The sequence below is a fragment of the Stenotrophomonas sp. YJH_SMC_120 genome, from assembly GCF_059368675.1.
The window spans coordinates 111,282-123,031 of the sequence record NZ_JCAFRY010000006.1; the positions used below are offsets into that span (position 1 = coordinate 111,282).

Here is an 11,750-nt window from a genome sequence, read left to right on the forward strand (position 1 = left end):
AAGAGTCCATTGACAAAAAACAAGAACGCACTCCGGCTGATCGGGATGACGTTGCTCTTCATTGCGGCTTTCACGCTGTTCTGCCTGCGGAATCTGGACCCCATCACCTATCCATCATTGTATGCCGAGGATGGCACCTGGTTCGGGGATCTGTTGACCCGCGGTTTCTATGACACTGCGTTCGATACCAGAGTCTTTCCGATCGTTGGTTTCATCATATTTCTGCAGATTGCAAGCTGGGTAATCGACGTATTCCTGGGGGGCAATCTCTACTATCTGCCTCTTGTGTTGTTCGTGTTGTCTAACATGTTCAGTGCGGGCATGGTGCTGGTGGCTGTGCGCGTATTCCGCGGCCACCTTCCGTTCTGGGGAGTTGCCGCCATCGTACTTTCAATCGCGCTTCTGCCTGTAGGTGGAGACGCGAATGAGATCTATGGGCGGATCCTCAACCTGGGATTCATGTTCCCCTATCTGCAGACACTGCTGCTGCTGCCATTGTTCCTGCCCGGCAGTCGCCGTCGTGTAGGTATCGCCATAGGCCTCGTATTCTCCTTGATATCGGGACTCACATTCCCGGTGGGGATCGGTGTGGCGGGCGTAGCCTGCGGGTTGCTGTTGCTGAGATTCATGCATGAACGCCGTCGTGGCGATCTGGTCGCGGCCATGCTGGTGGGGCTTACCGCGCTGCTGCCGTTGCTGATGTTGACCAGTCAGACCTTCAGCGATACAGGCGCTGCCTCCATGCCGGTCAAGGTTGAGGCGTGGGTAGAGTTCGCAATGGCCCGATCGCTCCTGTATCCGATTGTTTTCTGGTTCTATTCTTCGCTGACAGATGCCTCCGTATTGCTCATCGTGGTGGCAGTGGTGGTCGCGGTAGCTGCGCAGTTGTGGCGGACGCGCAGGTCTGCAGAGCTGCCAGCAGTTTCAGCGGGTTATCCCTTGTACCTGTTCTGGGGGGCGACGCTGGTCAACCTGGCCGCCATGCTGGTCATGCGATCCGGCTTGTCGGCGATCTTTGATGGTTACAGCAGTACGTTCCCGGACCGCTACTTCACTGGACTGAATCTGCTGTTCTTCACCAGCCTGGTGCTGACGGCCTGTCGCAGCAGGTGGGGGCAGGCGGTCGCAGCTGCATTGGCAGTTCCGTTGCTGGCGACCTCCGCCGGACGGTTCGAATTGAACAGCCCATCCATGCATTGGCACTCCGTTCCAACGTGGACCAAGAGCATCTGCGAAACCGCGATGCGCGATGGTCCCCGCGCCTTCATTCCATTTGCGCCTGAGGGCTTTTCAACCGAAGTGCCGAAGGAAGAACTGACTGCTGCGCTGCTTGCGCGCTGCGCGGCGACGGAAACCAGGGCCTATGCCGACCTTCCGTTGATTTCGGCGGTTGTGTCGGATGATCTTGACAGGCCTCCTTCGGCGGCGGCCATCCGTTACGAAGGCCAGGTGGTGCGCCGTCCGGCGCAGAGTGGCGGCAAGGACGATGGATGGTTCTATGTGTCCGAAGGCAAGCGGCGTTGGATACTGGATGGCAAGTGGCTGGAAACGCAGGGGCTGACAACGGCTGATGTTGTGCAGATCAGTGCTGCCGAGCTGGCGACCATTGCGGAGAATCCCAGCCCGATCACCGCCGACACTGGACCCATTGCGACCAACGGTGGAGCCACCCGCACTGCTGATCTCTACGATGGGCAGATCGTGCGCCGGGCCCCGCTGGACGGAAGCCGTCAGGATGGATGGTTCTATGTCAAGAACGGCAAGCGTCGCTGGATCGCGGACGGAGCGTGGTTGAAGGAGGCCGGACTGGAAGCCAAGGACGTCCAGGCGATTCCTGCGGAGACGTTGAGCGCGATTCCGGAGGATCCTGAACCGCTTGGTGTGGATAAGCCCCTGGAGAGCAACTGATGAAACTGCCTTGGCCGGCGTGGCAGGAAGCCCGGCGCGCGCTCGGCTTTGTGCTGTTCTCCGGCTTCGGCTGGTGTTTGGATATGTGCCTGTTCTTTGGACTTGTCCATGCACTGGCCTTGCCGCCTGGGCTGGCCAATCTCGTCAGCGCGACGACGGCGGCGATGGCGGTGTTCGTGGTGTCGAGGGTGCTGCTGTTCGATGGAGCGCGCCGCGGTGTGAAGCCGATTCTGGGTTACTTCTTCTACACTGAGGTGAATATTCTGCTGTCGGCGGCGGCGATTGAGGCGATCGCACTCCATCTCTCCTCCGCGTACACGCTGCAGTCAACGACGGCGGCAATTGCCGCCAAGATACTGGTGACGCCTCTCTCGTTGGCGTGCAATTTTTTTGTTACCCGCTGGATCTCAGGGAAAAAGGCAGATGAGCAATAGGACATTGGTGTTTGTGCCGGCTTACAACTGCGAGCGGCAAGTCCTACGCGTACTGGCACAGCTGGAAGATGGCTGGGTGCGCTCTTGCGTGTCACAGGTGATCGTCGTTGACAATGGCAGTACCGACGCAACACGGCACGTTGTCGCAGAGCATGCGCGTAAGCGCGGCGATGCCTATATTTCCCTGGTGACCAACGATGCCAACTACGGTCTTGGCGGTTCGCACAAGGTTGCTTTCCAGTATGCACTTGAGCACGGCTTCGACTGGGTGGTCGTATTGCATGGGGACGATCAAGGCACCATCGCAGACTTCCGGAGTGTGCTTGAGCGCCCCGATGCACTCGACGTTGACGCGGTCCTCGGAAGCCGTTTCATGGCCGGGTCGCATTCGCCGGGCTATTCACGGTTCCGGATTTTTGGCAACTTCGTCTTCAACGCGATCTATTCCCTGTGCCTGCGCCGACGTATCCACGATCTGGGAGCCGGCCTCAACATGTATCGGGTGAATCGCCTGCGGATCAATGAGGTCTTGCGCTACCCGGATAACCTCACATTCAACTGCGTGATGCTCTGCGCGCAGGTCATTCGCGGGGATCGGATAAGGTTCATGCCTATTTCTTGGCGCGAAGACGACCAGGTCTCCAATGTCAAACTGGTTCGTCAATCTTTCCAGACGCTGGGCATCGCATTGAGAGCGATGATTGCCCGCTCGTCCTTCCCGTCTGCCGAGCATCGGCAGCGGGTGATCTCCCGTTACTCATGGAAGGTGGTGGCCAATGACTGATGCGTGCATGATCATGCCGATGGCCGGCCGTGGTTCACGGTTCGCCCAGCAGGGTGAGCCCTTGCCCAAGCCAATGATCCAGTTGGGCGGCAAGCCGTTCTTCTACTGGGCGACCCGCGGCGTGCTACGCGAGCTTCCGCATGCGCGTTTGGTGTTCGTGGTGCTGCAGGAGCATATCGATGGCTTCGGCATCGACGCGCAGGTCAAGAGATACTTTCCTGACGCACAGGTGCTGGCCATCCCTGAGGTTACCTCCGGGGCCTTGGAAACTGTGCTGAAGGTCGGGGCCCTGGCGGGTGAGGGGCCGGTGCTGGTCAACGACTGCGACCACGCGTTCTCCTACTCGCGCCTGAAGCAGGCGATCACTGCGCTGGAGCGGGGGGCTGATGGCTTCCTTTCCCATTTTCGTTCGACAACTCCGCACTTCTCCTTCGCAGCTTACGATGCGGAGGGGCGACTGCAGCGTACTGCGGAGAAGGTCGCAATCAGTGACCGTGCCATCGCCGGCCTGTATGGTTTCCGCAGCATGCACCTGATCGAAACGGCGGCACGCTCGTATGAGCGCACCTGTCCCTATCCGGAGCTGTTCGTCAGCGGTCTGTACAATGACATCGTGGCATCCGGAGGCGAAGTGCGCGGCTTCGATCTGGACTCTCATATTCCGTTTGGTACGCCGGAAGAGTATCGCGAGGCGCTTCTCCGGAGCGAAGAGCTGCAGCGGCTGGAAGGGCCGCTGGAATGAAACCGGGCTTTTTTGTCGCAGCTGTGTTGCTGTTGCTTTTCTCGCATATTGTCCGAACCATTCGCTGGCGGGTCATCCTTTCCCGGTCCGGGGTGGAAGTGTCCAATACGCGCCCGCTCGCGGCACTCAGCGTTGGCTACCTCATCAATGCATTGCTGCCCCTGCGGCTGGGCGAGCTTGTCAGAACTGGACTGCTGTCCTATACCGTGCGAACGCGGTTTTCCACGGTCCTGGCGACAGTCTTCGTTGAGCGCCTGATCGATCTGGCCATACTCGTTCTGCTTCTCGTGGTGCTGCCCGGCTGGCCGGCTGCCCCGCAGCTGGTGCTGGGTTCGCTGGTCACATTGTTCGCGCTGGGCGCGTTTTTCGTGTTGCTGTTGTGTTCCGCTGCATCACGTCGCGCCCTGTTGATGTTGGCGTCGCTGTTCAACGACAGCCTGAAGAGCGCGATCCTGCATTTCTGCTATCTGGTGACACAGTTGCTGCTGCAGCCGTCACTGCTTGCGCGTGGGCGCTTCTGGGCGTTGACCGTCGCGATGTGGGGAGCGGCGCTTGCGTCGCTGGCGTTGTTCTCCATGGGTGCAGATCAAGACGTTGCCACCACCTTCCTTGCGGTCTACGGAGATACCACTCAAGGCCAGCCGGCATCCCTTGCTGTGTTGAAGAGCCCGTGGTTGCTGGCTTACCTGATTCTGCCGGTGCCGATCATCCTGGTGTACGCCTACCTGTCGGGATTCAATGCGTTGGCAGGTCTGCGTGGTGGCCTGCGCGCGATCAGCAGGCTTGAGGCCTACGGCGGAGGTCAGTTGAGGTCGAGATCGCAGACGTTCAATTCGCTTGGCCAATACAATGCGTTTCTGGATAGGCACTATCGTGGACGCGGCGGCTTGCTTTCCGAGTTCGAGCAGCGCGGAATCGATGACGTTCTCGTGCACCGGATCTTCCACGGTGGATCTGGTGCCGTCACTGCGCTGGTGGAAGTTGCCGGGACGCTGCGTGTCCGCAAGTTCGCGACGGGTGCGCTTGGAGCCAAGCTGCGCATCCAGCGTGAATGGTTGCAGAATTATCGCGGCGATCTTCCGCTGGTGGACATTATCGAAACCCGTGCCGATGGCGAAGACTATTTCTATGACATGGCGTTCATAGGAGGAAGCCGCGACCTGTATGAGGGTATTCACTCCGAGCCGGTCAACATGTCCATGGCCTTGCTGGACGACGTCATCGAGCGGATGTCCAGCTTCCATGCCATCAGCGCCTGCGAACCTGCGTCGGATGCGGTAGTGGCCGATTACATTGCCACCAAGGTGGTGGCGAACTATCGCACCATTCGCGCGGAGTTCCAGGACATACTCGATATGGGCTTGATTGAGCTCAACGGCGAGCCTTTCGACCTGGCCCAGCTGGAAATGATGGAGGACCCCGAAGCGTTCATCGGTCGACTGACGGACCGTCGGCAGTCCAGCATTCATGGCGACCTTACTATCGAGAACATCATGCTCGAGGGCACCGTACTGGAGCCTGGGCGCTGGTTCCTGATCGATCCCAATCCAGTCAATGGCTTCCAGTCTCCGTTGATCGACTTTGCCAAGCTGATGCAGTCCCTGCATCTGGGCTACGAGGCGTTGCACAAAGCACCCCGCGCCAGCCTCGTTGGCAACAGGCTGACAGTTGGGTTGCATCGTTCTTTCCAGTACGAGAGTGTCTATCGCCATGTGGTGGACGGGCTTACCCAGCGCCTCGGAGCCGATGGAATGCAGCAGGTATACCTGCATGAGCTGGTCAACTATCTGCGCTTGATTCCTTATCAGTTGCGCGCGAACCGTGAGGCCGGCCTCGCTTTCTTCGGGGGCCTTTGCCTGTTGGTGCGCGAGTTCCAGATCGCCTATCCGGCGCGCCCGTCATGATCAGGGCTGTCCTCGTCGATCTCGATGGGACCTTGGTCGACACGCACGCCGTCAATCTGGCGGCCTACCGCCTCGCGCTCGACGAAGAGGGGCTGCCCTACGATCACGCCACACTGGAGCGGACCGTGGGTCGCCTGGCGTGGCGGCTCATGCTGCAGTCGGTGCTTCCAGGACATCCTTGCGTGCATGAACGCGTGGCTGAACGCAAACGCCGTCTGTATGCAGGCATGGCGTCGCAGGTTCGTGTCAATGAAGCGCTGGTCGAAACGCTGCGGCTGCTACGACCGCGCGTGAGTATCGCACTGGTGACCGCGGCATCGCCGGGTTCAGTCGGTCCGCTGCTGCAGGCGAAGGGTCTTGACGACCTGTTCTCGGTGGTGGTGACCAGCGCTGACGTTGAGAAGCAGAAGCCGGATCCAGAGCCTTTCCAGCGCGCTGCGCAATTGCTCGGAGTAAGCGCCGACGAGTGCGTGGTGTTCGAGGACTCTGACGTGGGCCTTGCAGCCGCACGTGCGTTTGGCGCCCAGGTGTGGAAGGTCGAATGGGCCACTCGCCCCTGATTGGGAGCGAGTGGCCAAGCGGTTCGCCTACAGTGCCTTTTCCAGCTCCGGCAGGATCGCAAACAGATCCCCCACCAGGCCGATATCCGCAATCTCGAAGATCGGCGCATCGCCGTCCTTGTTGATCGCCACGATCGTGCCGGCATCCTTGATGCCGGTCAGGTGCTGGATGGCACCGCTGATGCCGACAGCCACGTACAGTTCCGGCGCAATGATCTTGCCGGTCTGGCCGACCTGCAGGTCGCTGGGCACATAGCCGGCATCGACGGCGGCGCGCGAGGCACCGACGGCGGCACCAAGCTTGTCCGCCAGCTGGAAGATGACCTTGAAGTTTTCTTCCGAACCGACGCCACGGCCACCGGAGACCACGCGCTTGGCGCTCTGCAGGTCCGGGCGGTCGCTGGCACCGGCGGCCAGGCCGATGAAGCGGGTGTGGGTCGGCAGCGCAGCATCGACGCTGGCCGCTTCAATGGCGGCACTGCCGCCCTGGGCGGCTTCCGGCCACGACGCGGCACGCACGGTGGCGACCACGATCTGGTCGGCCGGGGCTTCCACGGTGATGATCGCGTTGCCGGCGTAGATCGGGCGCTTGAAGGTGTGGCTGCCTTCGACGGTCATCAGGTCGGAGACCTGGTTGACGCCGAGCAGGGCGGCCACGCACGGTATCAGGTCCTTGCCGAAGGTGGTCGACGGGCCGAACACATGGGTATAGCCCTTGGCCAGCTGCGCGATCTGCGGGGCCAGTACCTGGGCGATGGCCTGGGCGTTGGCGGCGTTGGCCACGGTCAGGACCTTGGCAACGCCGGCGATCTTCGCGGCTTCAGCGGCGACGGCGGCCGGATCGGCGGCCAGCACCACCACATCGATGCTGGCACCGCTGATGGCAGCGGCGGCGCTGACGGTCTTGGCGGTGGCGGCGTTGAGCTTGCCGTCGTGGTGTTCGGCGATGACGAGAATCTTGCTCATTACAGCAGCCCCTTCTGCTTGAGTGCGGCAACCAGTTCGGCCGCGTCCTTGACCATCACACCCTTGCTGCGCTTGGACGGCGCGGCGTACTGGGTGGTCTTGAAGGTGTCGGCGGCTTCAACGCCCAGATCGGCCAGCTGCAGGGTCTCCAGCGGCTTGGCCTTGGCCTTCATGATGTCCGGCAGCTTGATGAAGCGCGGTTCGTTCAGGCGCAGGTCGGTGGTGACCACCGCCGGGAGGTCCACTTCCAGCGTTTCCAGGCCGGCGTCGACCTCGCGGGTCACCGTGGCCTTGCCGTCGGCGACCTCGAGCTTGCTGGCGAAGGTCGCCTGCGGGCGGCCCCAGAGCGTGGCCAGCATCTGGCCGGTCTGGTTGGCGTCATCGTCGATGGCCTGCTTGCCGAGGATCACCAGGTCCGGCTGTTCTTTCTCGATCAGCTTGAGCAGGGTGCGTGCGGCGGTGAGTGGCTGGATGGCCTGGTCGGTGACCACATGGACCGCGCGGTTGGCGCCCATGGCCAGGCCGTTGCGCAGGTGCGCCTGGGCATCGGCCGGAGCGATGGTGGCGACCACCACTTCGCTGGCGATGCCCTTGTCGCGCAGGCGCAGGGCTTCTTCCAGCGCGATTTCATCGAAGGGGTTGGGCGACAGCTTGACGCCGTCGGTGACCACGCCGGAACCGTCCGGCTTGACCTGAATGCGGACGTTGTAGTCCACCACGCGCTTGTACGCGACGAGGATTTTCATCTGGTACGGGGTCCTTGTAGCGCCGGCCGCTGGCCGGCTCACATTTGCTGGAGATCATCCGGTCCTGCGACAGCAACCGGTTCGGGGGTGGGACCCTGATTCTAGCTGGCTTGGGGGGACCATGCGAATGCGTATGGAAAGTATTGCAATGCAGCACGAAAAGCCGTGATAGCGCGTCCCGCTGACACGTTCACGTCATGCAAGCAGTCGTGAAGGTCCCCTCGATGTATTCTGTGCCGCTATATCGGGCACCGTGGGTGCCTGTGGACGTCAACATTGAACAGGAGATCACGTAGTGCCCACATGGCTTGTCACCGGCGGCGCCGGATTCATTGGCGGTAACTTCGTTCTCGAGGCCGTCGCCCGCGGTATCAAGGTCATCAACCTCGATGTGCTCACCTACGCCGGCAACCTGAAGACGCTGTCCAGCCTGGACGGCAACCCGCACCACGTGTTTGTGCAGGGTGACATCGGTGACAGCGCGCTGGTATCCCGCCTGCTGGCCGAGCACCAACCGGATGCGGTGCTGAATTTCGCCGCTGAAAGCCACGTCGACCGTTCCATCGACGGCCCTGGCGCCTTCATCCAGACCAACGTGGTGGGCACCCTGGGCCTGCTGGAAGCCGTGCGCGACTACTGGAAGGCGCTGCCGGCCGGGCAGGGCGCGGCGTTCCGCTTCCTGCACGTGTCCACCGACGAGGTGTACGGCACCCTGGGTGAGACCGGCAAGTTCAGCGAAACCACCCCGTATGCCCCCAATTCGCCGTACTCGGCGTCCAAGGCGGCCTCGGACCACCTGGTGCGTGCGTTCCATCACACCTACGGGCTGCCGGTGCTGACCACCAACTGCTCGAACAATTACGGCCCGTACCACTTCCCCGAGAAGCTCATTCCGCTGGTGATCGCCAAGGCGCTGGCCGGCGAGCCGCTGCCGGTGTACGGCGATGGCAAGCAGGTGCGTGACTGGCTGTTCGTGTCAGACCACTGCGAGGCGATCCGCACCGTGCTGGCCAAGGGCCAGGTCGGCGAGACCTACAACGTGGGTGGCAATTCGGAAAAGCAGAACATCGAAGTGGTACAGGCAATCTGCGCGCTGCTGGACCAGCGTCGCCCGCGTGAGGATGGGCAGCCGCGCAGCAGCCAGATCACCTATGTGACCGATCGCCCCGGCCACGACCGCCGTTACGCGATCGACGCCTCCAAGCTGAAGAACGACCTGGGTTGGGAACCGGCCTATACCTTCGAGCAGGGCATCACCTTCACCGTCGACTGGTACCTGGACAACCAGGCATGGGTCAACGGCGTGCTGGATGGCAGCTACCGTCTGCAGCGCATCGGCACCACAGTCTGAACAAGGGACACGACATGACCCAACGCAAGGGCATCATCCTCGCCGGTGGTTCCGGCACCCGCTTGTATCCGATCACCAAGGGCGTCAGCAAGCAGCTGCTGCCGGTGTATGACAAGCCGATGATCTACTACCCGCTCAGCGTGCTGATGCTGGCGGGGATCCGTGAAGTGCTGATCATCAACACTCCACATGAACAGGCTCTGTTCCAGCAGCTGCTGGGAGACGGTTCGCAGTGGGGCATGGACATCCAGTACGCCGTGCAGCCCAGCCCCGATGGGCTGGCCCAGGCGTATCTGATCGGCAAGGACTTCGTCGCCGGCAAGCCGAGCTGCCTGGTGCTGGGCGACAACATCTTCCACGGTCATGGCCTTCGCGAAGTGCTCAAGCGGGCCGATGAACGCAAGGAGGGCGCCACCGTGTTCGGATACTGGGTGAACGACCCGGAGCGCTATGGCGTGGCCGAGTTCGACAAGAGTGGCAAGGTAGTCGACCTGGTGGAGAAGCCGGAGATCCCGCGTTCGAACTATGCGGTGACCGGCCTGTACTTCTATGACGGTGACGCCAGCGCGCATGCTGCCGAGCTGAAGCCCTCGCCGCGTGGTGAGCTGGAGATAACCGATCTGAACCGTCGGTACCTGGCCGAGAACACCCTGCATCTGGAGCCGCTGGGCCGTGGCTACGCCTGGCTGGATACGGGTACGCATCAGTCATTGCTGGAAGCGTCCAATTTCATCGAGACCATCCAGACCCGGCAGGGCCTGCAGGTGTCCTGCCCGGAGGAAATCGCCTTCGGCAACGGTTGGATCAATGCTGAGCAGCTGGAGGCGCTGGCCGCCCCGCTGATCAAGAATGGCTATGGCCAATACCTGCACAAACTCGCCCTGCGTGGAGTCGTTCCGTGAAAGTGATTGAAACCAAGTTGCCGGGCTGCGTGGTGATCGAACCGGCCGTGTTCGGCGACGCCCGTGGTTACTTCTTCGAAACCTGGAACGCCGAACGCTTCGCCGCGCTGGGCCTGCCGGACCGTTTCGTGCAGAGCAACGTGTCCACGTCCGCGCAGGGCGTACTGCGTGGCCTGCATTACCAGTGGCCGCGCCCGCAGGGCAAGCTGGTCAGCGTGCTGGAAGGCGAGGTCTACGACGTGGCCGTGGATATCCGTCGTGGCTCGCCGACCTTCGGCCAGTGGGAAGCAGTGGTGCTGAGCGCGGAGAACAAGAAGCAGTTCTGGATTCCGGAAGGCTTCGCGCACGGCTTTGCGGTGCTGTCCGAGCGGGCGGTGTTCAGCTACCTGTGTACCGAGGTCTACCTGAAGGACTTCGACGCCGGCGTGCGCTGGAACGATGCCGATATCGCCGTGGACTGGCCGATCAGTGCGCCGACGCTGTCGGCCAAGGATGAGAACGCGCCGTTCCTGAAGGACATCGCCGAAGACCGCCTGCCGGTCTACGTGCCATGACCGTGCTGGTGTTCGGTGGCAACGGCCAGGTCGGCCAGGAGCTGCTGCGCGTGCTGGCGCCGCTGGGCAAGGTGGTTGCGACCACGCGCAGCGGCACTTTGCCGGATGGCAGCGCCTGCGAAACCGCCGATTTCGGCCAGCCTGACAGCCTGCCGACCCTGCTGAATCGTCTGCAGCCTTCGATCGTGGTCAACGCCGCGGCCTACACTGCGGTCGACCGTGCCGAACAGGAGGTCGATGCGGCCTTTGCGGCCAATGCGCAGGCTCCGGGGGTGATCGCACGATGGTGTGCGGCGCATGGCGTGCCGTTCGTGCATTACTCCACCGACTATGTGTTCGATGGCCAGGGTGCCGCGCCGTACCGCGAAGATGAGCCGACTGCGCCGCTGGGTGTATATGGCACCAGCAAGCGAGATGGTGAGGATGCCGTACGTGCGGCCGGTGGTCGCCACCTGATCTTCCGCACGGCCTGGGTCTATGCCTCGCACGGCGCGAATTTCCTGCGCACCATGCTGCGCGTGGGTGCCGAGCGTGATGCGTTGCGGGTGGTGGCCGACCAGATCGGCACGCCGACCCCGGCCGCGCTGATCGCCGATGTTACCGTGCAGGCGCTGCAGCATTCGGATCAGCTGTCTGGTACCTGGCACCTTACCGCCAATGGCCAGACCAGCTGGCATGGGTTCGCCGAGGCGATCTTCGCCGAAGCGTTGGCCACTGGCGTGCTCGCCAAGGTGCCGACCGTCGAGGCGATTCCCAGTTCCGAGTATCCGACCCCGGCCAAGCGCCCAGCCTGGTCGGTGCTGGACAACCGCAAGCTGCAGCAGGATTTCGGCATCGTGCTGCCGACCTGGCAGGACGGCCTGAAGCGGGTGATGGCGGAGATCGCCTGACCCGGTAGG

12 protein-coding genes are annotated in these 11,750 nt (G+C 62.2%); 10 read left to right on the forward strand and 2 right to left on the reverse strand.

The window, feature by feature from the left end:
- Nucleotides 1–45: 45 nt before the first annotated feature.
- Genes AC5P60_RS10320 through AC5P60_RS10345 form a run of 6 tightly spaced genes read left to right on the forward strand, consistent with a single transcriptional unit; the run spans nucleotide 46 to nucleotide 6,332 of the window.
- Nucleotides 46–1,908: a hypothetical protein gene (locus tag AC5P60_RS10320; protein WP_049402807.1), complete on the forward strand. Its 1,863-nt coding sequence runs from the start codon at nucleotides 46–48 to the stop codon at nucleotides 1,906–1,908.
- Nucleotides 1,908–2,342, forward strand: a complete 435-nt coding sequence (locus AC5P60_RS10325; RefSeq protein ID WP_033835587.1) for a GtrA family protein — start codon at nucleotides 1,908–1,910, stop codon at nucleotides 2,340–2,342. The genes AC5P60_RS10320 and AC5P60_RS10325 overlap by 1 nt, the downstream gene beginning before the upstream one ends.
- Nucleotides 2,332–3,126, forward strand: coding sequence for a glycosyltransferase family 2 protein (locus AC5P60_RS10330; protein WP_033835588.1), 795 nt, complete (start codon nucleotides 2,332–2,334; stop codon nucleotides 3,124–3,126). The genes AC5P60_RS10325 and AC5P60_RS10330 overlap by 11 nt, the downstream gene beginning before the upstream one ends.
- Nucleotides 3,127–3,133: 7 nt before the next feature.
- Nucleotides 3,134–3,868, forward strand: a complete 735-nt coding sequence (locus tag AC5P60_RS10335) for a glycosyltransferase family protein (RefSeq protein WP_483693465.1) — start codon at nucleotides 3,134–3,136, stop codon at nucleotides 3,866–3,868.
- Complete coding sequence (locus tag AC5P60_RS10340; protein WP_483693466.1) at nucleotides 3,865–5,772, forward strand: lysylphosphatidylglycerol synthase transmembrane domain-containing protein; 1,908 nt, start codon at nucleotides 3,865–3,867, stop codon at nucleotides 5,770–5,772. Before AC5P60_RS10335 ends, AC5P60_RS10340 begins: the two co-directional genes overlap by 4 nt.
- Nucleotides 5,769–6,332: an HAD family hydrolase gene (locus AC5P60_RS10345; RefSeq protein WP_049397552.1), complete on the forward strand. Its 564-nt coding sequence runs from the start codon at nucleotides 5,769–5,771 to the stop codon at nucleotides 6,330–6,332. Before AC5P60_RS10340 ends, AC5P60_RS10345 begins: the two co-directional genes overlap by 4 nt.
- A gap of 27 nt (nucleotides 6,333–6,359) precedes the next feature.
- On the opposite strand, the gene AC5P60_RS10350 is transcribed toward AC5P60_RS10345, so the two are convergent.
- Nucleotides 6,360–7,298, reverse strand: a complete 939-nt coding sequence (locus AC5P60_RS10350) for an electron transfer flavoprotein subunit alpha/FixB family protein (protein WP_033835592.1) — start codon at nucleotides 7,296–7,298, stop codon at nucleotides 6,360–6,362.
- Entirely contained in the window at nucleotides 7,298–8,044 is a 747-nt protein-coding gene (locus tag AC5P60_RS10355) for an electron transfer flavoprotein subunit beta/FixA family protein (RefSeq protein ID WP_033835593.1), read from the reverse strand. Before AC5P60_RS10355 ends, AC5P60_RS10350 begins: the two co-directional genes overlap by 1 nt.
- Nucleotides 8,045–8,339: 295 nt before the next feature.
- Here AC5P60_RS10355 and rfbB point away from each other — a divergent pair, with 295 nt between their 5' ends.
- The 4 genes from rfbB to rfbD are packed head-to-tail and all read left to right on the forward strand — an operon-like array spanning nucleotide 8,340 to nucleotide 11,741.
- Entirely contained in the window at nucleotides 8,340–9,395 is a 1,056-nt protein-coding gene (rfbB, locus tag AC5P60_RS10360; protein ID WP_033835594.1) for a dTDP-glucose 4,6-dehydratase, read from the forward strand.
- A 14-nt stretch (nucleotides 9,396–9,409) separates the two neighbouring features.
- On the forward strand, nucleotides 9,410–10,297 hold the full coding sequence (gene rfbA, locus AC5P60_RS10365) for a glucose-1-phosphate thymidylyltransferase RfbA (protein WP_033835935.1): 888 nt from the start codon (nucleotides 9,410–9,412) through the stop codon (nucleotides 10,295–10,297).
- Nucleotides 10,294–10,851 (forward strand): dTDP-4-dehydrorhamnose 3,5-epimerase, encoded by a 558-nt coding sequence (rfbC, locus tag AC5P60_RS10370; protein ID WP_033835936.1) that lies wholly within the window; start codon nucleotides 10,294–10,296, stop codon nucleotides 10,849–10,851. The genes rfbA and rfbC overlap by 4 nt, the downstream gene beginning before the upstream one ends.
- The gene (rfbD, locus tag AC5P60_RS10375; protein WP_033835476.1) at nucleotides 10,848–11,741 is read left to right on the forward strand and encodes a dTDP-4-dehydrorhamnose reductase; all 894 of its coding nucleotides are present in this window, start codon (nucleotides 10,848–10,850) and stop codon (nucleotides 11,739–11,741) included. The genes rfbC and rfbD overlap by 4 nt, the downstream gene beginning before the upstream one ends.
- Nucleotides 11,742–11,750: the final 9 nt, after the last annotated feature.

Excerpts from the sequence above, each read along its gene's own strand:
- AC5P60_RS10320 (WP_049402807.1), top strand. The coding sequence starts at position 46 with ATGACGTTGCTCTTCATTGCGGCTTTCACGCTGTTCTGCCTGCGGAAT.
- AC5P60_RS10325 (WP_033835587.1), top strand. The coding sequence starts at position 1,908 with ATGAAACTGCCTTGGCCGGCGTGGCAGGAAGCCCGGCGCGCGCTCGGC.
- AC5P60_RS10330 (WP_033835588.1), top strand. The coding sequence starts at position 2,332 with ATGAGCAATAGGACATTGGTGTTTGTGCCGGCTTACAACTGCGAGCGG.
- AC5P60_RS10335 (WP_483693465.1), top strand. The coding sequence starts at position 3,134 with ATGATCATGCCGATGGCCGGCCGTGGTTCACGGTTCGCCCAGCAGGGT.
- AC5P60_RS10340 (WP_483693466.1), top strand. The coding sequence starts at position 3,865 with ATGAAACCGGGCTTTTTTGTCGCAGCTGTGTTGCTGTTGCTTTTCTCG.
- AC5P60_RS10345 (WP_049397552.1), top strand. The coding sequence starts at position 5,769 with ATGATCAGGGCTGTCCTCGTCGATCTCGATGGGACCTTGGTCGACACG.
- AC5P60_RS10350 (WP_033835592.1), bottom strand. The coding sequence starts at position 7,298 with ATGAGCAAGATTCTCGTCATCGCCGAACACCACGACGGCAAGCTCAAC.
- AC5P60_RS10355 (WP_033835593.1), bottom strand. The coding sequence starts at position 8,044 with ATGAAAATCCTCGTCGCGTACAAGCGCGTGGTGGACTACAACGTCCGC.
- rfbA (WP_033835935.1), top strand. The coding sequence starts at position 9,410 with ATGACCCAACGCAAGGGCATCATCCTCGCCGGTGGTTCCGGCACCCGC.
- rfbD (WP_033835476.1), top strand. The coding sequence starts at position 10,848 with ATGACCGTGCTGGTGTTCGGTGGCAACGGCCAGGTCGGCCAGGAGCTG.